We start from the raw sequence: 26,112 nt of genomic DNA on the forward strand, positions 1-26,112 counted from the left end.
AAGCTACTGACCCGCTATCGCACTGCCAGCCCATCCAAGGGATGGAGCATGGCATCTCCCCCTCTACCCCGGTCTTTCTCAGGCCTCGCTCAAAAGGCCGAGACTCTTGCCCTTGAGCACGGCCTGAGTCCGGCTGCGCACGCCCAGCTTGGAAAACAGGTTGTGCAGGTGCCACTTGATGGTGGCTTCCGACAAATGCACCGTCTGGGCAATGTCGCGGTTCGACAGCCCCGCCGCCACGAGCCGCAGGATCTCTCTTTCGCGATGGCTAACATCCTGATTTTCCTCGAAACTTTCAGGATCTATGGCCATCCGGCGGCACTGCTCGCGGAGCAGTTCGGCCAGCCCCTGCCAGGCCGCCGCGCGCTTGGGCTCGGCGCTGCACCAGGCGTCCCAGAGCGGCAGCAGCCACAAGGCATCGTCCTGGAACAGACGGCGATAGCCGCACTGCCAGGCCTCTTCGAGGGTGGCACGCAGCAGGGCGAAGGCCTTTTCGCTGTTACCTTTGCGCCAGTACGCCACAGAAAGTAACAGGCTCAGACGCAGGCGCCGGTCGCGCTGGTGCTCGGCGCCCTGCTTGGCCAGGCAGGCTTCCAGGCTGGCCTGGGCCCTGTCCACGCGCCGCTCGCTCAAGGCCAGACGCGCCTGACTCAGCGCCAGTGCGGTATGGGCATCGCCATAGCGTTCGATGGGCAGCGTGGCGAGATGACGCTCCAGTTGCAAATAGATGCGCTGGGCCTCGTTGGGCCGGCGCAGCCACAGCAGGAACTGCACCTTGCAGCCCATGCCGATGGCGAACACGCGTTCGTAGCCGGGCCCCTGCAGCCCGGCCAGCCACTCGTCGAGCTCTTCCAGCCCCTGCTCCGCCGCGCCGGCAAAGAAGCGCGCGCGTGCCATCACCAGCTTGCCGCGACTGATCAGCTCCACCGGGGTGGCGACGTCGCGCCAGGTGGTGGCCAGCGGCAGCTCGGCGAGTATCGCGCCATGGCGATCCTGCTCGTAGAGCAGGTCGGCATAGGCCAGGCCCAGCGGGCCGCCGACCCGGCTGCGTCGTCCGAACACCTGCTCCACCCGCGCCCGTGCGGCCTCGGCCAGGGCGCGTCCGCGCTCCAGTTCGCCGTATTCCTTGCAGATCAGCGCCTCGATCAGGCTGGCCATCACATGCAGGTACTCGCTCTCGCACTGGCGCAGGTTTTCCCGCGCCACGGCAATGGCCTTGGCCGCTTCGCCAAACTCGCCGAGCAGGGCGAAGGCCGCAGCCTGCACGCAGGCCAGGCTGGCGCGAAAGACCGGCTGGTTCTGCGGCACCAGGGCCAGCCAGTGACCGGCGACCTTGAGGCAGGCTTCCAGCTTGTCCTGATACAAGAGCACCAGGGCCTTGAGCACCTGGGCGGCGGCCAGCAGCTCGATCAGACCGAAGTGCATGCCCTTGCCGCGCCCCTGGGTCAGGCGCGTGCTGACCTCCTCGATCAGCGCCTCGGATTCGGCGAACTTCTGCTCGAAGGCCAGCTGCCAGGCATAGAAGATCTGGAACACCGGCTGCTCGGCGATCACCACCGGCGGTATGTCCTTGAGGATGGCGAGAATGCCGTACACCCGGTTGCCGGCGATCAGGCGCGCGCCCTGACGCTCCAGTAGCTCGGCGGCAAAGCCATAGTCGCGTGCTCGCAGGGCATACTTGATCGACTTGTCGGCGAGATCGCGCGCCTCGCACCAGCGCGCGGCTGCGTGCAGCAGATGCGCCGGGTCGCCGCGCTTGGCCAGCCGCCCCTGGAGAAACTCGGCGAACAGATGGTGATAACGAAACCACTCGCCCTGCTCGTCCAGCGGAATGACGAACAGCTGCTCGCTCTGCAGCCGGCGCAGCATGTCACGGCCATCGCGGCGGCCGGTCAGTGCATTGCACAGTTCGGCGTTGAATTCATCGAGCACCGAGGTCTGATCGAGGAACAGCTGCTGCGCCTCGGGCAGACTGGCCACCACATCCTCGGCGAGGTAATCGGCGATATTGCGCTCGGCGCCGGACAGCCCGGCGAGAAAGGCGGCACGGTCACGCTGCCGCGGCAGCGCCAGCGCCGCCAGATGCAGCGCGGTGATCCAGCCCTCGGTACGGGCATGCAGCTGATCGAGCTCAGCCTCATCGAGCGCCAGCTGCTTGATGGTGCGCAGGTAGGCGGCGGTTTCCCCGCGAGACAGGCGCAGATCCTCGGCCCTTAGCCAGAACGCCCAGCCGCCGAGCGACGGCGGCTCATCGAGAAACCGCGGCTGATAGCGGGTGCTGACCACCAGACGCACATGCCTGGGCAGGCGCTCGATCAGGTAGCGGGCGCCCTGGCCGAGGGAGGGATGACGGATGCGGTGAAAGTCGTCCAGCATCAGATAAAGCTCGCCAGGCAGCGCCTTGAGGTCATCGAGGAAGGCGTCGATCACCGCCTCCAGCGGCCAGCTGATCTCACCCTGCAGCAGCGCCGAGGCGCTACTGCCGAAGCCCGGACAAGCCGACTCGATGGCCGCCACCAGGTACTGCAGGAATCTCGCCGGTTCGCTGTCGGCCTCGTCGCATGACAACCAGGCGACGCGCGCGCCCTGCTCCTGCAGGCGGCGGCGCAACTGGCTGAGGACGGTGCTCTTGCCGAAGCCGGCCGGCGCGCTGAGGACGATCAGACGCTGCTCGCGCGCGGCCAGCAGTCGCTCGAGCAATGCCGAACGCTCCAGCAGAGGCGCTCCCTCTCCATGGGCCGGATAGAGTTTGGTGCGCAGCAGGGGCACCGTGGACTGACGAGGCTGGTTCTGGCTGGTCATGATTCGAGTAGGCTCAGTTCGCGGGCACGGCGGATGGCTTGAGTGCGATTACGCACCTTGAGCTTTTCGTAGATGTTGTGCAGGTGCCATTTGACGGTGCCCAGGGCCAGCGACAGCTGCTGGCCGATCTCTTCGTTGGATAGGCCCTTGGCCGCCAGGCAGACCACCTCGCGCTCGCGCTCGGTCAGGCCCTCCTCCAGCACGTCCAGTGCCTGGCGCAACTCCTGCCCCGGCCAGATCACCAGCAGGCTGCGCAGAAAGCCCTGCAGCGCCGGCTGGCGCTCGGCCGATTCGAGTTGCTGCAGCAGTTGGCGAATGGCTTCGCCTTCCTCGATGAACAGGCTGCGCGCTTCTTCCCGCTCGGCGCCGATCAGGCATTGCACCAGCAGGCTCTGTGCGCGCTCCTGATAACCCAGGCGCTGATAACTGAGCGCGGCCAGCAGATCCAGGCGCAGACGGTGCAGACCGTGCCAGTCGTTCTGCAACTGGCTGCGCAGCTGGGTGATCTCGTGCAGCGCTTCGCTGTAATGGCCGCGCGCCTGCTGCAGGCGGATGCGGGTCAGGCCCAGCACCCAGAGCACGGGGTTGAACTTGCGCTGCTTGTAGTGCGCAGCCAGCTTGGCCCAGTCCACCGACTTCAGGCGCTGCTCGGCCCGCCGGCTGCGGTCGGCCGCCGGCTCCTGCAGGATCAGGGCGATTTCCTCGCCGACCGCCTGCGCGTAGAAGCGCCAGGAGTGGTTGCGCGCCGCCAGGTTCTGCATCAGCACCAGGGTCGCGGCCGCCTCCTTGGGCGCATCGTGCAGGCGCTGCACCCGCGCCAGGCAGAGCATGGCCTGCGCATAGAGATCGATGGGGTTGATCACGTCGACCGCGGCCAGGGCCCAGCGCAACCGCTCCGGCAAGCCGTCCAGGCGCCCCTGGTGGTAGGCGATCAGCGCGTCGCTGATGGCCGGCAGCACCAGGGCCCGGGACTGCTCGCCGAACCAGGGCATCATCCGCGTGCGCAACTGCTCGAAGAGCAACTGCGCCTGCTTGATCCGCCCCTGTTCCAGGCACAGGAGGATCTCCACGTTGGCCAGCTGCATGTCCAGGTAACGGCCTTCGAGGAAGTGGTTGCGCTGCTGCGCCAGCGCCAGCAGCTTGCGCGCCTGCTCGGCCTGGCCGAGCATGACGTGGGCCAGGGCGCCGACGGTGAGGATCGCCACCTCGAGAAACGCGGTGTGCTGGCCGAGCTGCGCCTCGATGCGCCGCGCCAGGCTCACGCAGGTATCCAGGTCGTCCTTCTGCATGGCGATCACCGCCTTGACCGCCAGGGCGGCGAACATCTGCTCGCTCAGCGGCCCGCTGTCGCCGCCCTGCCCCCAGCGCTGCAGCAACTCGTCGAGCAGACGGTTGGCCTCGGCCAGGCCCAGCTCGGCCGCGCGGCTCCAGACATCCACCAGCACCAGCATCGGATAGCGCTCGGCAATGGCGTCGGGCACGTGCTGGCGCCAGCTGTGGATCAGGTGCAACTGGCCACGGTTGATCAGCTCCAGGCCGCAGCCGTCGAGCAGCGCGGCGAGCATCTCGGCATCCTCGGCCAGGCAGGCGTGCTCGATGGCCAGGTTCTGCATGTGGTGGTTGGTGAACCACAGGCTGGCATTGAAATGCAGCTGCTTGAAGCGCTCCGGGTCACGCTCCCGGAGGCGGGTGCGCAGGAACTCGGCGAACAGGTTATGGAAGCGATACCACTGCCGCTCGCGGTCCAGCGGCAGGAGAAACAGCTGCATGGCCTCCAGCTCCTCCAGCAACTGCTGGCCATCGTGGCGGCCGGTCAGCGCGTTGGCCAGATCGCCGCTGAGCTGCTGCGCCACGCCCAACGCCAGCAGCAGCTCCTGACGCTCCTGCGGCAACTGCTCGAACACCGAACGCAGCAGGTAATCGCCCACCGCGCCCTGGTCCGCGCCCATCTCGGCCATCTGCTGCACCGGCTGGGGCTGATGGCGCAGCCACAGGCTGGCCAGGTGCATGCCGATCATCCAGCCCTCGGTATGGCTGTACAGCGCGGCGAAGGCCTCGCCATCGAGCTGCAGGCCGCTGCGTTCAAGGTAGCTGCGCGCCTCCTCCGGGTTGAGCCGCAGCTCCTCGCTGCCGAGCTCCAGCAACTGGCCCTTGGCGCGCAGCGTGGCCAGGCTCAGCGGCGGTTGCGAACGACTGCCGATGGCCAGGGTGAAGTTCGGCGGCGCCAGCTTGACCAGGCGGTTGAGCGCGGCGAGCAGTTCCGCGTCCTGGATCAGGTGCAGATCGTCGAGCACCAGCAGCAGCGGCTCCTGGCGCTGCGCCAGGTCGACCAGCAGGCTCTCCATGACGGCCTCGACCGGCACCCGCATGGTGTTGCGCAGATAGCCCAGGGCATCCTCGCCCAGGCCGGGCAGCGCGCGGCCGAGGGCGTCTATGAGCTGCTGGAAGAAGCGCACCGGCTCGTCGTCGCCGGGGCCGAGCGACAGCCAGGCGACGGCGGCGCCGGCATGGCGGCGTTCGCTGGCGAGCATCGCCAGGGCAGTGGTCTTGCCAAAGCCCGCCGGGGCGGAAAACAGCACGAGACGGGCATGCGGATGGGCTAAAAGCGCAGCTTCGACCTGGGGCCTTGCCAGATAGTCCGAAGCGGCCTGGGGTGGCGAGAGTTTCGAACGTAGCAGGCTTCCAGCGGCTGGATCGATAACTTCATCCATGGCCTGGATCCCTTCATTAATTATTGTTTTGGTGATGGTGCGCAATGTTACGGCTGGGCCTCATACTAATCAGCTCCGGGCATCCGGGCAAACCCTCGCGCAAGCTCTAGGATGAATGTTAGCGGCAGACTACAATCGCTTCCCCCAGCCCCTTCGACTGCCACGCATGCCTAGCTGCTCCCTGCATCCTCTGCCCTACCGGGCCGACCCCGCCGAGTACTTCCAGCGTATCCGCCAGGCGCCCGGCGCCGTCCTGCTGGATGCCGGGCGGCCGGGTGCCGAGCGTGGACGCTATGACCTTATGAGCGCCTGGCCATTGGCAGAGCTGGCACCGAGTGCCGACGAATCGGCCAACGATTTCCTGCAACGCCTGCGCGGCGCCTTGCAGAGCCTCGGCCATGCCGACGCGCCGGACGGTCATGAACTACCGTTCGTCGGCGGGCTCATCGGCTATCTGGCCTACGACTTCGGCCGCCGCCTGGAAAGCCTGCCCGGCCACAGCCGCGACGACCTCGGCCTCGAGGATGCGCGCTTCGGCCTGTACGGCTGGGCGCTGGTCAGCGACCACCTGCTCGGCAGCAGCGCCCTGCTGTTCCATCCGGCCCTGCCACGGGCCGAGCGCGAGCGCCTGCTGGCGCTGTTCGAGGCGCCCCATGACGAGAAACCCGCGCGCTTTCGCCTGACCCAGGCCTTCCGGGCCGATCTGGATCAGGCCGGCTACCGCCGGGCCATCGAGCGCATCCAGGCCTACATCCTGGCCGGCGACTGCTACCAGGTGAACTTCGCCCAGCGCTTCCAGGCGCCCTGCGCGGGCGATCCCTGGGCCGCCTACCTGGCATTGCGCCAGGCCTGCCCGACGCCCTTCTCCGGCTTCCAGGCCCTGGCCGACGGCGGCGCGATCCTCAGCCTGTCGCCCGAGCGTTTCATCAAGGTCAGCGCGGGCCAGGTGGAAACCCGGCCGATCAAGGGCACCCGCCCGCGCGGCCGCGATGCGCTGGACGACCAGGCGCAGGCGCAGGCGCTGCTGGGCAGCGGCAAGGATCGCGCGGAAAACCTGATGATCGTCGACCTGCTGCGCAACGACCTCGGCCGCAGCTGCCGCACCGGCTCGGTGCGGGTGCCGGAGCTGTTCGCCCTGGAGAGCTACCCCAACGTGCACCACCTGGTCAGTTGCGTCACCGCCGAGCTGGCCCCCGGCAAGGACGCGCTCGACCTGCTCGCTGGCAGCTTCCCTGGCGGTTCGATCACCGGCGCGCCGAAGATCCGCGCGATGCAGATCATCGACGAGCTGGAACCGACGCGGCGCGGCCTCTACTGCGGCTCGCTGCTGTATCTGGACGTGCGCGGCGAGCTGGACAGCTCCATCGCCATCCGCAGCCTGCTGGTCAAGGATGGCCAGGTCAGTTGCTGGGGCGGCGGCGGCATCGTCGCCGACTCCAGCTGGCAGGCCGAGTATCAGGAGTCGATCACCAAGGTCAAGGTGCTGCTCGACACCCTGGAACGCCTGGGCCGCTGAGCCCCGTGGGAGCGAGCGTCGCGAGCGAAGCTTTTGCGGCACCGATATTCGCGAGCAGAGCTCGCTCCTACAGACTCCGCTGCAGCGCGGCGATGCCGCTGCGCGCGTTGGCCTGGGCGGCCAGCTCGCGCTCCTCCGCCGTGGCGTAGTCGCGGTCCCAGGCCAGCACCTTGGGCGTCATCAGGCGGTGCCACAGCGGCGGGATCATCGCCACGATGATGGTGGTCAGGTAGCCGCCGATCATCATCGGCGCCTCGGCGAAGGGTTGCAGGTCCTGGTAGGGCACTTCGCCCTGGGCGTGGTGGTGGGAGTGGCGGGTCAGGTTGAACATGGTCCAGGAGCTGATGCGCCGGTTGCTGTTCCACGAGTGGCGCGGCTGCACCGGCGTGGCCGGGTTGCGCACCATGCCGTAGTGCTCCATGTAGTTGACGATCTCCAGCAAGGCCTTGCCCCACAGCGCGCAGGCGACGAAGAACAGCGCCGCCACCACCCCGCCCATGGCCCAGGCGGCCAGCACCAGCAGCGCGCTCATCAGGTGGCCGCGCAGCAGCGCGTTGCGCCAGCCGAACAGGGCATGGCCCTTGCGCTGCAGGCGCTTCTTCTCGATCTGCCAGGCGCTGAGGTTGCCCTTGAGGGTGGAGGCGAGGATATGGAAGTAGACGTTGCGCCCGCGCGGCGCGGTGGCCGGGTCCTCGCGGGTGGAAACGTAGCGGTGGTGGCCGTAGACGTGCTCGATGGCGAAGCTGGTGTCGAAGCTGAAGGCCAGCAGCCAGCGGCCGATCAGCATGGACACCGGGTCCCAGGTGCGGTGGGTCAGCTCGTGGGCGGTGATGGTGCCGATCATGCCGATCATCAGGCCGGTGAGGATCACCGCCGCGACGTGGTGGCCGAAGGCGGTCGCCTCGCGCGCGGCGAGCACGTCGTAGCCGCTCAGCGCGCTGGCCCAGGCGCCGAAGCCCAAGGGGTCGCCGCCGCTCACCGTCCATACCGCGGTGAACACGATCAACGCCAGCAGCGGCAGGGCCAGCCACAGTTGCACGGTGAGAATCCACGGATGCTTGAAGCGCGGGGTCGAGGTGTCGTCGCCGCAGACGGCATCGCCCAGCAGGTAGATCGCCAGCACCGTCAGCAGGCCGCCGGTGGTGTAGGCGCCGCCGGCGAGCAGCGCCAGCACGGCGAACAGGCCGATGGCATGGAACAGGAAGTACTTCAGGTAATGCAGGATATTCATGGCGGTTTCTCTTGTTATGGGTAACGGGTCTGGCGGCTCTCAGGCCGAAGCCGCCAGGGTGTCCTGCTGCGTGGTGAAACGGTCGGCATGGATGTGCGCGCGGGCCACGCCGTGGCGCACCAGCTGCGCCACGGCGGCGTCGATCATCGCCGGCGGGCCGCACAGATAGGCGTGGGCGCCGGGCTCCAGCACCTGCGCCAGATGCTCGGTGACCAGCCCGCGCGCGCCCTGCCAGGGCGCATCGGCGGGCAACGCCGAGAGCACCGGGAGAAAGCGGAAGGGGCCGCGCCACTGCGCGGCGATGGCGCTGATTTCCTCCAGGGCGTAGAGGTCGCGCTCCTCGCGTGCGCCGAACAGCAGGGTCAGCGAGCGCGTCACGCCGCTGGCCAGGGCCTCCTGCAGCAACGCCAGGATCGGCGCCAGGCCGCTGCCGCCGGCGATCAGCAACAGCGGCGCAGCGCCCTGGCGCAGCCAGAAATCGCCCAGCGGCCCTTCCAGGCTGACGCGCTCACCGAGCAGGTTGTGTTCATGGACAAAGCTGGAGAACCGCCCGTCCGCCACCCGGCGCACGAAGAAGCTGACCTTGGCATCGGCCTGCGGCGGGCTGGCGAAGGAGTAGCTGCGCACCACGCCGGGCAGCGCCTCGATAGCGAGGTTGGCGTACTGGCCCGACTTGTACGGCAGGCTGGCGTCGAGCTGCAGCAGCAGGCGAGTGATGTCGTGGGTCAGGCGCTCCTGCGCCACCACGCGCCCCTCGACGCGGCGCCGGGCCTGCTGAACGCTCATGTCCACGGCGATGCGCACGTCGCTTTTCGGCACGCTCTGGCAGGCGAGGATATAGCCCTGGTCCAGCTCCTCGTCGGAGAGGATGTAGCCGGTTTCGGTCAGCTCCCTGACCTGCCCCTCCAGCAGCCGGCACTTGCAGCTGGCGCAGCCGCCCACGCGGCAACTGTGGGGGAAATCCAGGCCCTGGCGCAGGGCGGCCTGCAGCAGGGTCTCCTTGGGCTCGACGCCGATCGTCCGGCCATTGATGCTGGCCGTGCTCGGGCGCCGCCTGGCGAACAGTGAAAACATGCGACCTCCTGTTGTAGTTGTGCGAATGAGGTGTCAGGCGTTTTCAGGTTAAGCGCGGCGCGGCGCGGGCGTGAGGTTCGGGGTTGACATCGATGGGTCATTTATTGACATTGTTCGCCGCAGTGATTCGCTTCCAGCACAGGAGCCGCGATGCAGAGCTTCACCCTACCCGCGCAGTACCTGCGGCAGATCGTCGGCCTGGTCGGCGACATGGGCGCCGACGTGCCGGGCTGGCTGGCGCGGGCGCAACTGCACGAGGCGCGACTGGGCGACAGCGACCTGCACCTGTCGCTGGCCACCTTCGAGCGCTTGATCGAGGACGCCATGGCGCGTACCGACGAGCCGGCCTTCGGCCTGCTGGTGGGCGAGCGCCTGGTGGTCAATACCCACGGCCTGCTGGGCTATGCGGCGATGAACAGCACCACCCTGCGCCAGGCCGCCCAGCTGATCGAGCGCTACATCGCCCTGCGCACCAGCCTGGTGAGCATCCGCCTGGTGGAGACGGAGGGGGAGGCGCGCCTGGTCTTCGCCGAGGCGGCGCCGCTGGGCGGCATCGCCCGGCCGGTGCTGGAGGCGGTGATCCTGGCGATCAAGAACGTGCTGGACTTCATGACCCTGGGCAGTTGCCCGCTGGAGCGGGTCAGCTTCGCCTTCGCCAGGCCCGCCTACGCCGGACTGGCCCATCAGCTGTGCCGCTGCGAGGTGCGCTACGACGCCGACTGGAGCGGCTTCGTCCTGCCCGCGCAGAGCATCGACCAGCCGCTGAAGACCGCCGACGCCGCCAGCTTTCGTGATACCGAACAGATACTCCAGCGCGAACTGGCCAAGCTCACCGCCGAGCAGTCCATGAGCAGCCGGGTACGCCGGGTGCTGCTGGAAAAACAGGGTGGCTTTCCCTCGCTCAGCCTTACCGCCCGCCTCTTCCACCTGACCCCGCGCACCCTGCACCGCCGCCTGCAGGCCGAAGGCACCTCGTTCAAGAGCCTGCTCGAGGAGGTGCGCCACACCCTGGCCCAGGAGCATCTCAAGGCCGGGCGCATGACGGTGGAAGAGATCGCCTACAGCCTGGGCTACACCGACCTGGCCAACTTCCGCCGCGCCTTCAAGCGTTGGCAGCGCCAGTCGCCCTCGGCCTATCGCGCCGAACAGCAGGCGCTGTAGGAGCGGATTTATCCGCGAAATTCGCGATGAAATCGCGAATAAAGCGGAACACCGCCCGTTCGCTCCTACAGACTCAGCTTGCGGTCCGACGCCTTGAGGAACTCGCCCTTGAGGTCTTCATAAGTGTGCACCGCCGGGAACTGCGGGAACTCGCGGATCACGTTGTCCGGCGCATGGAACAGGATGCCGGCATGGGCCTCGCTGAGCATGGTGGTGTCGTTGTACGAGTCACCGGCCGCGATCACCCGGTAGTACAGGCTCTTCAGGGCAATTACCGACTGACGCTTGGGATCCTTCTGGCGCAGCTGGTAACTCACCACGCGGTCGCTTTCGTCGGTGATCAGACGGTGGCACAGCAGGGTCGGGAAACCGAGCTGACGCATCAGCGGCTGGGAGAACTCGTAGAAGGTGTCGGAGAGGATCACCACCTGGAAACGCTCGCGCAGCCAGTCGACGAACTCCACGGCGCCTTCCAGCGGCTCGAGGGTGGCGATCACGTCCTGGATGTCCTTGAGCTTCAGGCCATGCTCATCGAGGATGCGCAGACGCTGCTGCATGAGCACGTCGTAGTCGGGAATGTCGCGGGTGGTCGCCTTGAGCGACTCGATACCGGTTTTTTCCGCAAAGGCGATCCAGATCTCCGGGACCAGTACGCCTTCCAGGTCGAGACACGCGATTTCCACAGGACACTCCTCGGTTGAGCCAAAAAGGAGCCGGCACTCTAGCCGCTGGGCTTGGCCCACGCAATCTGTCACCACTTATAACCATATGAAAGGACATCCATATAGCTAGTTATTTAGAGGCATAACCAGGCTTTGCTACCATCGCGTCCTCACGCACACGACCTGGAGTCCTCAGCATGGAACTCGACCTGGACGCGCTCAACGCCGAATACGGCAACCAGCCGGAAAAGCTGGTTCAGTGGGCCATCGGATTGGGCAAACCCGCCATCTGCACCACCAATTTCCGTCCCTTCGAAGCGGTGATCCTGCACATGGTCAGCCAGGTCAAGCCGGATATCCCGGTGGTCTGGATGGACAGCGGCTACAACACCGAAGCCACCTACCGCTTCGCCGACGAGGTGACGCGCAAGCTGAACCTGAATCTGATCACCTACCTGCCCAAGCGCTCGCGCGCACACCGCGAGGCCATCGACGGCCCGGTGCCCGGTCTGGACGATCCGCGCCACGCCGCGTTCACCGAAGAGGTCAAGCTGGAGCCTTTTGCCCGCGCCCTGCGCGAGATGGCACCAGGTGTCTGGTTCACCGCCCTGCGCGCCACCGATACGGCCGTGCGAGCGCAGATGGACCCGATCAGCATCAACCCGGACGGTCTGATCAAGGTCGCACCGCTGCTGCACTGGTCGTCCAAGGATCTGTACCAGTACCTGGTCGCCCACGACCTGCCGAACGAGTTCGATTACTTCGACCCGACCAAGGGTGAGGACAATCGCGAGTGCGGCCTGCACCTGAGCCACTGATCATCGGTGGCTGAAACGAAACATGGCGCCCTTGGGCGCCATGTTTCGTTATGGTCTGCGGCCTCAGTGCACGGGCAGGTCGACGCCGCTGAACAGCTCTTCGAGCTCGGACTTGTTGTGGCACTGCACGGCCTTGGCCAGCATGTCGCGGGTCAGGTGCGGGGCGAATTTCTCGATGAAATCGCACATGAAGCCGCGCAGGAAGGTGCCACGGCGGAAGCCGATCTTGGTCACGCTCGGTTCGAACAGCTGGTCGGCGTCGAGCACCACCAGATCCGGGTCCAGCCTGGCGTCCACCGCCATCTTGGCCACGATGCCCACCCCCAGCCCCAGGCGAACGTAGGTCTTGATCACGTCGGCATCGGCCGCGGTGAACACCACCTTGGGCGTCAGACCACGGTGACTGAAGGCCTCGTCGAGCTTCGAGCGGCCGGTGAAACCGAATACGTAGGTGACGATGGGGTGCTCGGCCAGCGCTTCGAGCGTCAGCTTGGGCAATTTGGTCAGCGGATGCCCCTGCGGCACCACCACGCAGCGGTTCCAGCGGTAGCAGGGCATCATGATCAGGTCGTTGAACAGTTCCAGACCTTCGGTGGCAATGGCGAAATCCACGCTGCCGTCAGCCGCCATTTCGGCGATCTGGGTCGGGGTGCCCTGGTGCATGTGCAGGGCGACATCCGGGTATTGCTTGATGAAGGCGCTGATTACCGGCGGCAGCGCGTAGCGCGCCTGGGTGTGGGTGGTGGCGATGGACAGCGTGCCCTTCTTCTCGTTGGAGAACTCCTGAGCGATCTGCTTGATGCTCTCGACCTTGCGCAGAATCTCTCCGGCAGTGGTGATGATCCGCTCTCCGGCGGGTGTGACGCGGGTCAGGTGCTTGCCGCTGCGGGCGAAAACTTCCACGCCCAGCTCGTCCTCGAGCAAGCGAATCTGCTTGCTGATCCCTGGTTGCGAGGTGTACAGGCTCTGAGCGGTAGCCGATACGTTGAGGTCGTGGTGCGCGACTTCCCAGATGTAGCGCAGTTGTTGAAGCTTCATAGATTTCCCTCAAAGCAGTAAGGCAGGCCGGCAGCCGCCAATGCCTTATATAACCATATTATTGGTTTAAGCGCGCATCTATATCTTTTACCAGGTATATCCCCCTACAGTTCGCCTCGCCCCCGATGCTGAAGCATGGGCACCAGATACACTGGCGCCTCGGACAGCTGCACTACCCGCGCCGCCGTACGCCCCAGCGGTACGGCAAGATCGGCACCGTGGCTGTGACTGCCTACGACCAGTAGATCCACCCCGAGTTTCTGTGCCTCTTCGAGAATCACCGCAGGCGGATCACCCTGCAGCACGCGCACGGCCCGAATCAGTTGCAGATCCTGCTGCCCGTCCCCCAACTCGTCGCGAAAGCCCTCCAGCACGCGCTGCTCGATGCTGGCCATGACCGTGCTCAGACCGTTGCGCCGCAACTCTTCCAGCGTCTCTTCATCCAGATAGGTCTGCAGGACCGACTCGGCGAACAGCCCCATCGGCTCGACGGCATGCACCACGTACAGATCGGCCTTGAAGCTGCGCGTCAGCGCCAGTGCATGTTGCAACACATAGGAAGCGTAGAGACCTAGATCGGTGGCATAGAGTATCGAGCGGATCACACGGCCTCCTTGACTGCTGGCGCAGGCCCTTGATTGAGCTTAGCAGCGCATCAGACAAAGCAAGGTCGGCGGCAGTATTTAGGACGAATGGCTATATGCAGAACGATGAACGCGCGCAGGCGTCGGCTGTCTCGCCCGGCAGCCACCGATGGAGGCGGCCTCTAGCGACCCGCGCAGGCTAAGGCTGCAGTTCGTTGCTGACGCCGTGCGGCACGTGCCCGGTCGCCACCACCTGCCGCGCCTTCTCGCAATGGCCGGTCTGGTCGTCGAAGAACACATCGGCGGCGAAGGCTTCGAGCACGGCCGACTTGTCCAGCCCGCCGAGGAAGAAGGACTCGTCCAGGCGAATGTTCCATTCGCGCAGGGTGCGAATCACCCGCTCGTGGGCAGGCGCCGAGCGTGCGGTCACCAGCGCAGTACGGATGGGGCAGTCCTGTTCGGGGAATTCCTGCTGCAGATTGTGCAGCGCCGCCAGGAACGGCTTGAACGGCCCACCGGGCAACGCCTGGCGCGCCGCCTCACGCTCATGACTCTGGAAGGCATGCAGCCCGCCGTTCTGATACACGCGCTCGGAGTCGTCGGAAAACAGCACCGCGTCACCGTCGAAGGCGATGCGCAGCTCATTGCTGTTGGCCCGACGCGTGCCGCCGGACAGCAGCGTCGCCGCGCCAAAGCCGGCCTTCAGTGCATTGCGCACGTCATCGGCATGGGTGGAAAGAAACAGATGGCAGCCAAACGCCGCCAGATAAGGATCGGGGCTGCGGCCGCCAACGAAGGCCGCGCGGGAAATCCCCAGACCGTAATGCTGGATCGAGTTGAAAGCACGCAGGCCGGTATCGGCGCTGTTGCGCGAGACCAGAATCACTTCGACGCGCTGCTCGCTCAGGCGCGTGTTGAGCCCGAGCAGCTTCTCCACGAGAGGAAAGGCGTCGCCCGGCATCAGCACTTCGTCCTCGTGCTCGATCTGGTAACGGCGGTAAGCCTCCACCCCCTCGCTCTCGTAGATCTGATGGCTTTCACTGAGATCGAACAGCGCGCGCGAGGAAATCGCCAGCACCAGCTTGTCAGCCAACCCCTTGCCCATGACTAGGCCTCCTGACGAGCCTGAATGAAACGCAGCGCCTGATACAGCGCGCGCACCCTGGGCATCTCGAAGCCCACGGTAGCGGCCGCCGCCAGAGGCGCCGCATAAATGGCGTGCAACTCCGCCGGCCGCCTCTGGGCGAAGTCGTGATACATGCTGGGCAGATAGTCGGGCATGCGCTCGGTGGCTGCCAGCAGCTTGTCGGCGTAGTTATCCGGCATGCCATGACCCAGCGCCTGGGCGGCCTGCACCACCTCCAGCATCATGTCGCGGATCAACGCACGACTGTCGGGGTTGCCCATCAGCTGGCGGGTATCGGCATCGAGCAACACCGACAGGCCGTTGTAAGGAACGTTCCACACCAGCTTCTGCCAGCGCGTCTGCGCCAGATCGGGCATGGCGGCCGAATCCAGGCCGGCGCTGCGGAACATGGCAGCGCCCTCCTCGACCAGCGCCAGACGCTCGTCATCAGCCGTCGGGCCGGAGTGATAGGCCAGATTGATCGCGCCCAGCGCCTGGTGTTCGATCACGCCGGGGCCACTGCGATGGACGCAGATATAGCAGAGCCCGCCGAGCAGATGCAGCCCCTCCGCCAGCAGCGGGCGCAGCTCGTCCTCCACCGCCAGGCCGTTCTGCAGCAGGACGACCTTGGCGCCAGGCGCCGCCGCCCTGGCGATCAGTGGCGCGAGTTCGGCATTGGCGGTGGTCTTGGCGCCAACCAGCAGCCAGTCGCACGCCGGCATGTCCTCGACCCGCTGATAGGCCTGCACCGGCGCCAGCTGCAGGGCGCCGTGCACCTTGCTGTTGAGCTGCAGGCCGCGCTCGGCGACTGCGGCGTATTCGCTGCGCAGCAGGAAATGCACGTCGAGCCCGGCGCGGGCCAGCAGCAGACCATAGAAGCCGCCGATGGCACCGGTGCCGATGATGCCGACGCGCGGCGCGGGGGATTGAGACATCAGGGAAGCTCCTCAGCCGGGCGAAGCAGCGCCTCGCTCATGGCGGCAACCAGATCGGTTTGGGTAAGGGGCGCATGCAACGCGCCAAAGAACTGACCATCGCGAATCAGAAACAGCGCTGGCAGATGAAATACCTCGTAGCGCGTCACCAAACCGGCATTACGGCCGGCGTCCACCCAGCACAGCCGCGTCACCGGCAGCGGCAAATGCGGCAGGGTCCGGCGCGCCCAGCGGCAGCTGGCACAGCCCGTGCTAGTGAACAGCAGTAGCGACGTACCGGGCAGATCGAGCAGATGGCGATCCGCATCGAGATCGGTCAGCTCCAATTGCGCCGCTATACTGAAATCAGTGATATCAGTTTGCCTGCATTCGAGGTCGGTGTTCATGCGTAAGTTTCTGCGTCATCCAAGCGACATGCCGGTTGAACTGGTGCTACGCAGGCAGGCCTGCATTCCGCGGCAACGGCTGAACAATATCAGCCTGGGCGGGGTCGCGTGCAACTCGTCGCGCGGTTTTCGCCGAGGCACCTCGGTGGAGTTGCGCATTCCCCTGCTGGGCGAACAGGCCCGCTATCCCGGCGTGGTCGCCTGGTGCCGACGGCAGGAAGAGGATTACCTGGTCGGTATCGCCTTCATCGACGAAGACACCCTGTTCCGCGCGCGCATGGTGGAGCAGGTCTGCCAGATTCAGCACTATCGCCAACAGCTGGAGCAGGAATCGGGCGAATCCATGGCCATCGAGCAATGCGCCCGCGACTGGATCGCCAAGCATGCCGCCGAATTTCCCTATCTGGCCTGATACTCCCAAGCTATCGGCCTTATTGGACTTAACGCCCATTGTCGCGCAGCCCCGTACGCGCTAAGGTTCGGCTCCCCCTGCACCAACTAGCTGTGCACCGCCATAGGGGATCGCTGGCGGCCGGCACCCGTGACCTGACGACTGACCCGATGAATAGCACGATGGCTGATTTACCGATCGACGACCTCAACGTCGCCTCCAACGAAACCCTGATCACCCCCGACCAGCTCAAACGCGAGATTCCTCTGACCGATGCCGCGCTCAAGACCGTGGCCCATGGTCGTCAGGTGGTGCGCGACATTCTCGATGGCAAGGACCATCGTCTGTTCGTGGTGGTCGGCCCCTGCTCGATCCATGACATCAAGGCCGCCCACGAATACGCCGAGCGCCTCAAGGGGCTGGCCGCCGAGCTGTCCGATACCCTGTTCCTGGTCATGCGCGTGTACTTCGAGAAGCCGCGTACCACGGTTGGCTGGAAAGGCCTGATCAACGATCCCTATCTGGACGACTCGTTCAAGATCCAGGACGGCCTGCACATCGGTCGTCAGCTGCTGCGCGATCTGGCGGAGATGGGCCTGCCCACCGCCACCGAAGCGCTCGACCCGATTTCCCCGCAGTACCTGCAGGACCTGATCAGCTGGTCGGCCATCGGCGCGCGTACCACCGAATCCCAGACCCACCGCGAGATGGCTTCCGGCCTGTCCTCGGCCGTCGGCTTCAAGAACGGCACCGACGGTGGCCTGACCGTGGCGATCAACGCCCTGCAGTCGGTTTCCAGCCCGCACCGTTTCCTCGGCATCAACCAGGAAGGTGGCGTTTCCATCGTCACCACCAAGGGCAACGCCTACGGCCACGTGGTACTGCGCGGCGGCAACGGCAAACCCAACTACGACTCGGTCAGCGTCGCCATTTGTGAGCAGGAACTGACAAAAGCCGGCATCCGCCCGAACATCATGGTCGACTGCAGCCATGCCAACTCCAACAAGGACCCGGCCCTGCAGCCGCTGGTGCTGGAGAACGTCGCCAACCAGATTCTGGAGGGCAACAATTCCATCGTCGGCCTGATGGTCGAGAGCCACCTGGGCTGGGGCAACCAGTCGATTCCGAAGAATCTGAGCGACCTCAAGTACGGTGTCTCCATCACCGATGCATGCATCGACTGGGATACCACCGAGAAGAGCCTGCGCAGCATGCACGCCAAGCTCAAGGACGTGCTGCCCAAGCGTCAGCGTGGCTGATCCAGGCGGCACCAATGAAAACGCCGGGCAATGCCCGGCGTTTTCGTATCCGCGCTCAACTCGTAGGGTGGGCTTCAGCCCACCGTCACGGTCAGCGAGGGCTAACCCCCTGCGTTATGGCGCCTCCTGCTGGTGACGCGAACGACGCTCCATGTAGCGCTCGACGTAGGAACAGGACGGAATCACCGTATACCCCTTGCCCTCGGCATAGCGCAGCGCATGTTCGGTCAGTGCCGCCGCGATACCGCGACCGCGCAGCGAGTTGGGTACGAAGGTGCGATAGATGTCCAGGGTCTGCTTGCCTAGATCCATATAGGCCAGATAGGCACGATCACCGCCGACGGTCGTCACGAATTGATGACTGGCCTGATCGTGGTGAATGGACAACCCCTCGCTCATCTTCACTCCTCTAGCCGCGAACCCATCGCGACGCGTCTGTATTTCATACCGGCGCTTCGACCAAAGCGCAAATTCACGCCCGACCAACGGACGCCCAATGCACTCAGCTTAACAGGCGGCAGGCCGCCCAGCCACGCGCAATCACAGGCTCAACAGCGCAATGCACAGCAACGCTGCCACCACCGGAATGAGTACGGTGATCACGAAGATGTCCTTGTACGCCTGTTTGTGGGTCAGCCCCATGATCATCAGCATGGCGATCACCGCGCCGCAATGCGGCAGCGAGTCGAGCCCGCCTGCGGTGATGTTGGCGATACGGTGCAGCACCTCCGGCTCCACGCCCATTTCCAGATAGCGCGGCGCCAGGGTCTGCATGAATATCTGCAGCCCGCCCGAGGACGAACCGACGATACCCGACACCACGCTGACCGAGGCGAACACCGACAGCAGCGGCGGCAGCTCGACCGCCAGTATCCACTGCGCGAACTGGGCGAAGCCGGCGGTCTGTGTCACCACCCCACCGAAGCCGATCACCGCCGCGGTATTGAGCAGCGGCATGATGGCGTCATCGGCGCCCTGACCGAGCAAGCCCATGGTGTTGCGCCGTAGCGCCGGGAACATCACCACCGCCACGCCCGTGGCGATGACCAGCGCCAGACTCGGCCAGAGGATCGGCTGTGCCTGGCTGAACGCCAGCAGCTGGCCCAGCGCACCCTGCCCCGGCATCACCATGCCGGACAGCGCGATCACGCGGGGCAACAGAATGATCCCCAGCACCACGACGATCGGCACCAGCGCCATGCCCCAGTGCGGGCCGCTGCCCGGCGTGCCGGCCAGCTGCTCCATGCGCACGTCCTGGACATTGGCCTCGAAACCCTCTCCACGCTCGCGGGCCAGGCGCCACTCGCGCTGCAGATAGGCCATGCCCAGGCCGATCATCACCAGCGAAGCGAACAGACCGATCCAGGCACCGGCGAACAGATCGGTGCCCAGAGCGCTGGCAGCGATCACGTTGTGAATCGAGGGCGAGCCCGGCAATGCGGTCATGGTGAAGGTGCCGGCGCCCAGCGCCGTCGCGGCGCAGAACAGTCGCTTCGGCAGGTTGGCCTCGCGCATCAGGGTGATGCCCAGCGGATACATGGTGAAGATCACCACGAACACCACCACCCCGCCATAGGTCAGCACCGCGCAGACCAGCATCGCCACCCACAGCGTGCGCTGGGTGCCGAGGCCGCGCGTGATCGCCTGGGCAATGCTGCTGGCCGCCTGGCTGGCGGCCATGACCTTGCCAAAGATGGCGCCGCAGAGAAACAGCACGAAGAACTTGCCGGCGAATGTGAACGCCCCCAGCGGCCCGAACGGAAAATGCTCCAGAAGCGCCTTGGGCACTGCAACGCCATTGCTCAATGCCACCAGAATCGAACACAGCAGCGCCGCTATGAAAATGTTCACGCCACGCAGCGCCATGAAGATCAGCAGCGCCAAGCCCAGCAACAGCCCCAGATTACCCAACATTGCCGTCCCCCACTCTCGTCTTATTGTTTTGACTTGCGAATCCGGACAGTTATAACAGCTCCGACAGTAGCGTGCGCCGAGAGACCGCCCTCGACTGTTTGTTTTTTATACAAACCAGGCACTTCACACCCAGCCACGGGCATCGAGCAATAAAAAAAAGCGCAACTCTTGCCTTGCCTCCGTTTACTTACTAAAAGTAATAGGTAGTATGTAGGCCGGCTAATTTCCCGCAGTTGGGGAATTGCTTTTTATGGAAAACTCCACCTCAAGGGGAACACGATGAACAACGTTCTGAAATTCTCTGCTCTGGCTCTGGCCGCAGTTCTGGCTACCGGTTGCAGCAGCATGTCCAAAGAAACCGAAGCTCGTCTGACTGCTACCGAAGACGCAGCTGCTCGCGCCCAAGCCCGTGCCGACGAAGCCTACCGCAAGGCTGATGAAGCTCTGGCTGCCGCTCAGAAGGCTCAGCAGACCGCTGACGAAGCCAACGAGCGCGCTCTGCGTATGCTGGAAAAAGCCAGCCGCAAGTAATAGGCGACTCGGCTTCTCGAAAGCCGCCCCAGGTAACTGGGGCGGCTTTTTTATCGCCTGTAGTTAGTTGCCCATCAGTGGCCTAGTTGTCTATCGCGCAATAAAAAGCCCGCCGGCACAAGTGCGGGCGGGCTGTTTACCGGCGGCGAGTTAGAAGGGGTTATCGCTACTCGCTACCACGCTGTCGTTCTGCGAAGCGATCGGCACCGGCATGCCATCTTCCGACGCGACCACCTCCCGAACCATTTCCCAATCCAGGCGCAGGCCACTGAGCTCTTCGCGCTTGAGCAGGGCATTGATCACGGCCGTGTGCTTGTCGACTACCGACGGATCGTTTTCGTCGTCCAGTGGCGCATGAGCCTCCAGATAAACCCTGCCGCCGCTGACCCCGAACTTGTACGGCTCGTTGATGATGCGCACCGACGTACCGACCGGCACCATGGCCGCCAGTTCGAGCACGTTGTGGTTGAGCATGCGGAAGCAACCGTGGCTGACGCGCATGCCGATACCGAACTTCTTGTTCGAGCCATGAATGAGATAACCCGGGAAGGACAGCGTCATCTTGTACGGCCCCAGCGGATTGTCCGGCCCCGGCGGTACCACGGTGGGCAGGATGTCGCCTTCGGCCGCATGTTCCTCGCGGATCGACTTGGGCGGATACCAGGCCGGATTCGGCGTCTTCACCGTCACCCGCCCGGTGCCGAGCGGCGAGCCCCAGCCTTCGCGACCGATACCCAGCGGGTAGGTATGCACCACGTTCTGGCCTTTCGGGAAGTAGTACATGCGGTACTCGGCCAGGTTGATGACAATGCCCTCGCGCGGGCCCGGCGGCAGCACGTAACGGGTAGGCAGAACGATCTCGGTGCCCTCGCCCGGCAGCCAGGGATCGACACCCGGGTTGGCCGCGACCATTTCCAGATAACCCAGATCGTTGGCCGTTCCCAGGTCAGCGAAGGTGTCTTCGTACTTGGCCTTGATCACCTGAACCTGGCCGACCACGTCCTCGCCTGGAGGCGGCAGTGGGAGTTCGAGAGCCTGCACCGCAGCACTCGAGCACAGGGCGAGCAGTGTCAGGCAGCGGTTGACCGCAGAGAAGCGCGACAACATCCGGGATGTCCTTGATGAGTTGAATGAAGTTGCGGCGATTGTACACCGCCATCAGCGCGCCGGGCAGACGTCAGCCATCCGCCCAGTTGGAGCACAGGCCCTGCCGCTGTGCCTCGAAGGTCGCCAGACAGGCAGGACACAGGCGCCGATCACGCAACGAGGTCTTGTCCAGCTGGCGCCAGCGCGGCTGTGCTGGCAGCAGTCCACCACACAGGGTGCGGTCGGCATGGCCGCCCAGACGCAGTTGACGGGCGACCAGATGCAGCCGGACTTCGCGGCAGGCGAACAGGTCCAGTTGCTCGTCCGGTTCGATCAACTGATAGGCGTACAGGGACCAGGCGAGACGCGGCATCTGGGGCTCCATGGCAGGCCGGCCACATTAGCCGAAAGGCTGTGGCCGGAAAAGTCTCAGAGCAGCGGTTTCAGGCTTGGCCAGACGTTCTCCAGCAGCTTTTCCTGCGCAGCGAGCGCAGGGTGGATGCCATCGTCCTGCATCATCGCCGGCACACCGCCGACGCCTTCGAGGAAGAACGGCACCAGCGGAACCTGCTTCTGCTCGGCCAGATCGGCGAATACCTGGGCGAAAGCGCTGGTATAACGGGCACCGTAGTTCGGCGGCAAACGCATGCCGAGCAACAGCACGCGAGCGCCGGCGGCCTGCGACTGCTCGATCATCGACGCAAGATTCTGTTGCAATTGCGCCGGCGGCTGGCCACGCAGGCCATCGTTGCCACCCAGCTCGATGATCACGAGCGAGGGCCGGTGCTCTGCAAGCAGCGCAGGCAGCCGCGCCGCGCCGCCTGCACTGGTATCGCCACTGATCGAAGCGTTGACCACCGCATGGTCGAAACCCTGCTCCCTGAGGCGCTTTTCCAGCAGGGCGACCCAGCCCTGGCGGCTATCCAGGCCAAAAGCCGCGCTGATACTATCGCCGACCACAAGCAGGGTGCCTGCAACCGCCCCCTGGGCCCAGAACAGCAGGGCCAAGGCACCACTCAGCCACCATGCACGCATTGGAATCTCCATGACTTCGAGCATTCTCGCTGCGCGGAACCTTAGCAAAGTGGTCACCAGCGCGGAAGGCGAGCTGACCATTCTTCACGACCTCGACCTCAGCCTGGAGAAAGGCGACAGCCTGGCGATAGTCGGCAGCTCCGGTTCAGGCAAATCCACCCTGCTCGGCCTGCTCGCCGGCCTGGACCTGCCCAGCGCCGGAAAGGTGCTGCTGGCTGGCAAGGACATCGGCGAGCTGGATGAGGACCAGCGCGCACGCCTGCGCGCCGAGCATGTCGGCTTCGTCTTCCAGTCCTTCCAGTTGCTCGACAGCCTCAATGCGCTGGAAAACGTCATGCTGCCGCTGGAACTGGAGGGCCGTGCCGATGCCCGCCAGCGCGCCCGTGTTCTGCTCGAGCGGGTTGGCCTGGGGCAGCGCCTGACCCACTACCCACGTCAGCTCTCCGGTGGCGAGCAGCAGCGCGTCGCCATCGCCCGCGCCTTCGCCGCCGAGCCGGACGTACTGTTCGCCGACGAGCCCACGGGCAACCTCGACAGTCACACTGGCGAGCGCATCAGCGACCTGCTGTTCGAACTCAATCAGGAGCGCGGCACCACCCTGGTTCTGGTCACCCATGACGAACGTCTGGCGCATCGCTGCCAGCGCCTGATCCGTCTGGAAGGCGGCCATCTGATCGATCGCGTGGAGCCCTGATGAATCGCGTGCCGCTCACCCGCCTGCTGCTGCTCGCCGCCCGCCAGTTGCTGCGCGATGCCCGCGCCGGGGAATTGCGCGTGCTGTTCTTCGCCCTGCTGGTGGCGGTGGCCGCCAGCAGCGCCATCGGCTATTTCAGTGCGCGGCTGAACGACGCCATGCTGCTGCGCGCCAGTGAGTTCCTAGCGGCCGACCTGCGCCTGAGCGGCAGCACGCAGGCCAAGCCAGAGCAGATCGAGGCCGGCACCCGCCTGGGCCTCGAGCATGCGCAGCTGGTGGAATTCTCCAGCGTGGTGGCAGCGGACGAGGGTATCCAGCTGGCCAGCGTCAAGGCCGTCAGCGACAGCTACCCGCTGCGCGGCGAGCTGAAAAGCGCAGCTGCGCCCTACGCTGCGGAACAAAGCAGCGTAGGCCCTAGCGCCGGCGAGGCCTGGGCCGAGGCGCGTCTGCTGGTCGCCCTCGATCTGCAGATAGGCGAGGAAATCGAGATCGGCGCCAAGCGCCTGCGCCTGACCCGCGTGCTGACCTACGACCCGGACGGTGCCGGTGATTTCTACAGCCTCACACCGCGCGTGCTGATGCATCTCGATGACCTGGCCGCCACCGAGGTGGTCCAGCCCGGCAGCCGCGTGCGCTTTCGCGAACTGTGGCGCGGCGATGCCGACGCGCTGGGTGCCTACCGTCAGGCGGTGGAAGCCAGCCTCGAACCCAACCAGCGCCTGGAAGATGCTCGCGATGGCAATCGCCAGGTCGGCAGCGCGCTGGGACGTGCCGAGCGCTACCTGAATCTGGCCAGCCTGGCCGCCGTGCTCCTGGCCGGCGTGGCCGTGGCGTTATCGGCCGCACGCTTCGCCGCTCGCCGTTTCGACGCCAGCGCGCTGCTGCGCTGCCTGGGCCTGTCCCGGCGCGAGGCCCTGACGCTGTTCGGCCTGCAGCTGGCCCTGCTCGGCCTGCTGGCCTGCGTACTGGGTGCGTTGCTCGGTTGGGGCGGCCAATACGTCCTGTTCCACCTGCTGCGCGGCCTGATTCCTGCCGACTTGCCACCAGCCGAGCTGTGGCCGGCCCTGGCCGGCATGGCCACCGGCCTGGTCGCGCTGGCCGGCTTCGCCCTGCCGCCGCTGGCGGCACTGGGCCGGGTACCGCCGCTGCGTGTGCTGCGCCGCGACATGCTGCCGGTGCCGGTCAGCTCCTGGCTGGTGTACGGCGCGGCGCTGTTGGCACTGGGTTTGATCATGTGGCGCCTGAGCCTGGATCTGCGCCTGACCCTGGCGCTGCTCGGCGGCGGTCTGCTGGCCGCCCTGCTGCTCGGCGGCCTGCTGCTGCTCGGCCTGCAGAGCCTGCGCCGGTTGCTGCAACGCGCCGCCCTGCCCTGGCGCCTGGGCCTCGGCCAGTTGCTGCGCCACCCGCTGGCAGCGGCCGGCCAGTCGCTGGCCTTCGGCCTGATCCTGCTGGCCATGGCGCTGATCGCCCTGCTGCGTGGCGAACTGCTCGACACCTGGCAGGACCAGTTGCCGGAGGATGCGCCCAATCACTTCGCCCTCAACGTATTGCCTGCAGAGCGCGACGCCTTCGCCGCACGCCTGGCCGAACTCTCTCCGCATCCGGCGCCGCTGTACCCGGTGGTACCGGGACGACTGGTGACGATCAACGACGAGCCGGTGCGCCAGCTGGTGAGCAAGGAGAGCCGCGGCGAGCGGGCGATCCAGCGCGACCTCAGCCTGACCTGGGCCGAGCAGCTGCCCGCCGACAACCAGATCACCAGTGGCCGCTGGTGGGGCGCGGCACATGCCAGCGAGCTGCCGGGTGTTTCGGTGGAGGCGGAGCTGGCCGAGAGCCTGCAGTTGAAACTGGGCGACCGTCTACGCTTCAACGTCGGCGGCGTGGAGCGCGAAGCGCAGGTCAGCAGCCTGCGCCAGGTCGACTGGGACAGCTTCCAGCCCAACTTCTACATGATCTTCGAGCCGCAGACCTTGCAGGATCTGCCCGCCACCTACCTGACCAGCTTCTATCTGCCGCCAGGCCAGGATGCCGAGCTGATCACCCTCAGCCGCGCCTTCCCCAGCGTCACCCTGCTGCAGGTCGATGCCCTGCTGGCGCAGCTGCGCAGCATTCTGGCCCAGGTCACCCTGGCCATCGAATACGTGCTGCTGTTCGTGCTCGCCGCCGGCATCACCGTACTACTGGCGGGGCTGCAGGCCACGCTCGACGAACGCATCCGCCAGGGCGCTCTGCTGCGCGCCCTCGGCGCCGAGCGCCGCCTGCTGATCAACGCCCGCCGCGCCGAGTTCGGCCTGCTCGGCGCCGCCGCCGGCCTGCTCGCCGCGCTGGGCTGCGAACTGGTGAGCTTCCTGCTCTATCGCTATGCCTTCGACATGAGCTGGCAGCCACATCCCTGGCTGCTCCTGCTGCCGCTGATCGGCGCCCTGCTGGTAGGCGGCGCCGGCGTGCTCGGTACCCGCCGTGCGCTCAACGTCAGTCCGCTGAGCGTGCTGCGCGAGGGCTGAGATGCCGGGGTGGGGTTTGCTAGACTGGCGCCCCACCCAGCCACCCGAGACATCATGAGCCGCTACCGTCCTCCTCGCCCCGCCGGCACCCCGCTGATCACCCCCGAAGGCGAGGCGCGCCTGCGCGCCGAGCTGCACGAACTGTGGCACGTGCGCCGGCCGCAGGTGACCCAGTCCGTCAGCGAGGCCGCCGCCCAGGGCGATCGCTCGGAGAACGCCGAATACACCTACGGCAAGAAGATGCTGCGCGAGATCGACAGCCGCGTGCGCTTTCTCACCAAGCGTCTGGAAAAGCTCAAGGTGGTCAGCGACAGGCCCTCGGATCCGAACAAGGTGTACTTCGGCGCCTGGGTCACCATCGAGGATGAAGACGGCGAACAGTCGCGCTATCGCATCGTCGGCCCGGACGAGCTGGATCTGAAACAGGGCCTGATCAGCATCGATTCGCCGCTGGCTCGCGCCCTGGTGGGCAAGCCGCTGGATGCCGAAGTGCGGGTGCACAGCCCGAGCGGTGAGAAGACCTGCTACATCGTCGAGATCGAGTATCCCTGAGGGGAGTCGGCGCTTAATGCGTAGGGTGCGCCGTGCGCACCGCTGGTACTCGCTGTACGCCAGCGACCAAGGGATATTTTTGGTGCGCACGGCGCACCCTAC

General features: G+C 65.8%; 24 protein-coding genes. 9 read left to right on the forward strand and 15 right to left on the reverse strand.

All coding sequences use genetic code 11. From position 1 onward, the window contains the following. Nucleotides 1-78 precede the first annotated feature (78 nt). Both L1F06_RS13425 and L1F06_RS13430 read right to left on the reverse strand, forming a co-directional pair. On the reverse strand, nucleotides 79-2,802 hold the full coding sequence (locus L1F06_RS13425) for a helix-turn-helix transcriptional regulator (protein ID WP_003239860.1): 2,724 nt from the start codon (nucleotides 2,800-2,802) through the stop codon (nucleotides 79-81). Further along, on the reverse strand, nucleotides 2,799-5,513 hold the full coding sequence (locus tag L1F06_RS13430) for a winged helix-turn-helix domain-containing protein (RefSeq protein ID WP_177491101.1): 2,715 nt from the start codon (nucleotides 5,511-5,513) through the stop codon (nucleotides 2,799-2,801). Before L1F06_RS13430 ends, L1F06_RS13425 begins: the two co-directional genes overlap by 4 nt. Before the next feature lie 166 nt (nucleotides 5,514-5,679). Between L1F06_RS13430 and pabB the strand changes: the two genes are divergently transcribed. After that, nucleotides 5,680-7,029, forward strand: a complete 1,350-nt coding sequence (gene pabB / locus L1F06_RS13435; protein ID WP_003239857.1) for an aminodeoxychorismate synthase component I — start codon at nucleotides 5,680-5,682, stop codon at nucleotides 7,027-7,029. 67 nt (nucleotides 7,030-7,096) lie between these two features. On the opposite strand, the gene L1F06_RS13440 is transcribed toward pabB, so the two are convergent. Both L1F06_RS13440 and L1F06_RS13445 read right to left on the reverse strand, forming a co-directional pair. After that, on the reverse strand, nucleotides 7,097-8,260 hold the full coding sequence (locus L1F06_RS13440; RefSeq protein WP_003239855.1) for an alkane 1-monooxygenase: 1,164 nt from the start codon (nucleotides 8,258-8,260) through the stop codon (nucleotides 7,097-7,099). A 39-nt stretch (nucleotides 8,261-8,299) separates the two neighbouring features. Next, nucleotides 8,300-9,334: a 2Fe-2S iron-sulfur cluster-binding protein gene (locus L1F06_RS13445; protein ID WP_003239854.1), complete on the reverse strand. Its 1,035-nt coding sequence runs from the start codon at nucleotides 9,332-9,334 to the stop codon at nucleotides 8,300-8,302. Nucleotides 9,335-9,484: 150 nt separating this feature from the next. Here L1F06_RS13445 and L1F06_RS13450 point away from each other — a divergent pair, with 150 nt between their 5' ends. Next, the gene (locus tag L1F06_RS13450; RefSeq protein ID WP_003239851.1) at nucleotides 9,485-10,495 is read left to right on the forward strand and encodes an AraC family transcriptional regulator; all 1,011 of its coding nucleotides are present in this window, start codon (nucleotides 9,485-9,487) and stop codon (nucleotides 10,493-10,495) included. 65 nt (nucleotides 10,496-10,560) lie between these two features. Here the strand turns inward: L1F06_RS13450 and thrH are convergent, their stop codons facing one another. Beyond that, nucleotides 10,561-11,178, reverse strand: a complete 618-nt coding sequence (thrH, locus tag L1F06_RS13455; RefSeq protein ID WP_003239848.1) for a bifunctional phosphoserine phosphatase/homoserine phosphotransferase ThrH — start codon at nucleotides 11,176-11,178, stop codon at nucleotides 10,561-10,563. Nucleotides 11,179-11,354: 176 nt separating this feature from the next. Between thrH and L1F06_RS13460 the strand changes: the two genes are divergently transcribed. Further along, nucleotides 11,355-11,975, forward strand: coding sequence for a phosphoadenosine phosphosulfate reductase domain-containing protein (locus tag L1F06_RS13460; protein ID WP_003239846.1), 621 nt, complete (start codon nucleotides 11,355-11,357; stop codon nucleotides 11,973-11,975). Nucleotides 11,976-12,038: 63 nt separating this feature from the next. Here L1F06_RS13460 and cysB read toward each other — a convergent pair whose 3' ends face one another. The 5 genes from cysB to L1F06_RS13485 form a co-directional block, all read right to left on the reverse strand. Further along, nucleotides 12,039-13,013, reverse strand: coding sequence for an HTH-type transcriptional regulator CysB (cysB, locus tag L1F06_RS13465; protein ID WP_003239844.1), 975 nt, complete (start codon nucleotides 13,011-13,013; stop codon nucleotides 12,039-12,041). Nucleotides 13,014-13,117: 104 nt separating this feature from the next. Then, nucleotides 13,118-13,618 carry a universal stress protein gene (locus L1F06_RS13470; RefSeq protein ID WP_003239842.1) on the reverse strand — a complete coding sequence of 167 codons (501 nt, stop codon included), beginning with the start codon at nucleotides 13,616-13,618 and terminating at the stop codon, nucleotides 13,118-13,120. A gap of 178 nt (nucleotides 13,619-13,796) precedes the next feature. Then, nucleotides 13,797-14,702 (reverse strand): 5'-nucleotidase, encoded by a 906-nt coding sequence (locus L1F06_RS13475; RefSeq protein WP_003239840.1) that lies wholly within the window; start codon nucleotides 14,700-14,702, stop codon nucleotides 13,797-13,799. Nucleotides 14,703-14,704: 2 nt separating this feature from the next. Continuing rightward, nucleotides 14,705-15,658: a putative 2-dehydropantoate 2-reductase gene (locus L1F06_RS13480; RefSeq protein WP_129482335.1), complete on the reverse strand. Its 954-nt coding sequence runs from the start codon at nucleotides 15,656-15,658 to the stop codon at nucleotides 14,705-14,707. After that, the gene (locus L1F06_RS13485) at nucleotides 15,658-16,044 is read right to left on the reverse strand and encodes a YbbN family protein (protein ID WP_041772892.1); all 387 of its coding nucleotides are present in this window, start codon (nucleotides 16,042-16,044) and stop codon (nucleotides 15,658-15,660) included. Before L1F06_RS13485 ends, L1F06_RS13480 begins: the two co-directional genes overlap by 1 nt. Here L1F06_RS13485 and L1F06_RS13490 point away from each other — a divergent pair. Together L1F06_RS13490 and L1F06_RS13495 are read left to right on the forward strand one after the other, a co-directional pair. Then, a complete protein-coding gene (locus L1F06_RS13490; RefSeq protein WP_003239834.1) occupies nucleotides 16,043-16,456 on the forward strand; it encodes a PilZ domain-containing protein in 414 nt (137 codons plus the stop codon). The two genes, L1F06_RS13485 and L1F06_RS13490, sit on opposite strands and share 2 nt — an antisense overlap. Nucleotides 16,457-16,617: 161 nt before the next feature. After that, nucleotides 16,618-17,694, forward strand: a complete 1,077-nt coding sequence (locus tag L1F06_RS13495; protein ID WP_003239832.1) for a 3-deoxy-7-phosphoheptulonate synthase — start codon at nucleotides 16,618-16,620, stop codon at nucleotides 17,692-17,694. A 114-nt stretch (nucleotides 17,695-17,808) separates the two neighbouring features. Here L1F06_RS13495 and L1F06_RS13500 read toward each other — a convergent pair whose 3' ends face one another. Together L1F06_RS13500 and L1F06_RS13505 are read right to left on the reverse strand one after the other, a co-directional pair. Then, nucleotides 17,809-18,093 (reverse strand): GNAT family N-acetyltransferase, encoded by a 285-nt coding sequence (locus L1F06_RS13500; protein WP_003239830.1) that lies wholly within the window; start codon nucleotides 18,091-18,093, stop codon nucleotides 17,809-17,811. A 141-nt stretch (nucleotides 18,094-18,234) separates the two neighbouring features. Next, nucleotides 18,235-19,608, reverse strand: coding sequence for a GntP family permease (locus L1F06_RS13505; protein WP_012018822.1), 1,374 nt, complete (start codon nucleotides 19,606-19,608; stop codon nucleotides 18,235-18,237). Nucleotides 19,609-19,887: 279 nt separating this feature from the next. Here L1F06_RS13505 and oprI point away from each other — a divergent pair, with 279 nt between their 5' ends. Beyond that, nucleotides 19,888-20,139: an outer membrane lipoprotei OprI gene (gene oprI, locus L1F06_RS13510; RefSeq protein ID WP_003239826.1), complete on the forward strand. Its 252-nt coding sequence runs from the start codon at nucleotides 19,888-19,890 to the stop codon at nucleotides 20,137-20,139. Nucleotides 20,140-20,289: 150 nt separating this feature from the next. On the opposite strand, the gene L1F06_RS13515 is transcribed toward oprI, so the two are convergent. The 3 genes from L1F06_RS13515 to L1F06_RS13525 form a co-directional block, all read right to left on the reverse strand. Beyond that, entirely contained in the window at nucleotides 20,290-21,246 is a 957-nt protein-coding gene (locus tag L1F06_RS13515; RefSeq protein ID WP_096826356.1) for a L,D-transpeptidase family protein, read from the reverse strand. 70 nt (nucleotides 21,247-21,316) lie between these two features. Continuing rightward, nucleotides 21,317-21,598, reverse strand: coding sequence for a hypothetical protein (locus L1F06_RS13520; protein ID WP_003239821.1), 282 nt, complete (start codon nucleotides 21,596-21,598; stop codon nucleotides 21,317-21,319). 56 nt (nucleotides 21,599-21,654) lie between these two features. Further along, nucleotides 21,655-22,260: an arylesterase gene (locus L1F06_RS13525; protein ID WP_003239817.1), complete on the reverse strand. Its 606-nt coding sequence runs from the start codon at nucleotides 22,258-22,260 to the stop codon at nucleotides 21,655-21,657. A 10-nt stretch (nucleotides 22,261-22,270) separates the two neighbouring features. Between L1F06_RS13525 and L1F06_RS13530 the strand changes: the two genes are divergently transcribed. Genes L1F06_RS13530 through greB form a run of 3 tightly spaced genes read left to right on the forward strand, consistent with a single transcriptional unit; the run spans nucleotide 22,271 to nucleotide 26,010 of the window. After that, a complete protein-coding gene (locus L1F06_RS13530) occupies nucleotides 22,271-22,954 on the forward strand; it encodes an ABC transporter ATP-binding protein (protein ID WP_096826355.1) in 684 nt (227 codons plus the stop codon). Next, entirely contained in the window at nucleotides 22,954-25,458 is a 2,505-nt protein-coding gene (locus tag L1F06_RS13535; protein WP_129482334.1) for an ABC transporter permease, read from the forward strand. Before L1F06_RS13530 ends, L1F06_RS13535 begins: the two co-directional genes overlap by 1 nt. 54 nt (nucleotides 25,459-25,512) lie before the next feature. Continuing rightward, on the forward strand, nucleotides 25,513-26,010 hold the full coding sequence (gene greB, locus L1F06_RS13540) for a transcription elongation factor GreB (RefSeq protein ID WP_012018825.1): 498 nt from the start codon (nucleotides 25,513-25,515) through the stop codon (nucleotides 26,008-26,010). Nucleotides 26,011-26,112: the final 102 nt, after the last annotated feature.

The organism is Pseudomonas hydrolytica, assembly GCF_021495345.1.
In the GTDB taxonomy this organism is placed as follows: Bacteria; Pseudomonadota; Gammaproteobacteria; order Pseudomonadales; family Pseudomonadaceae; genus Aquipseudomonas; species Aquipseudomonas hydrolytica.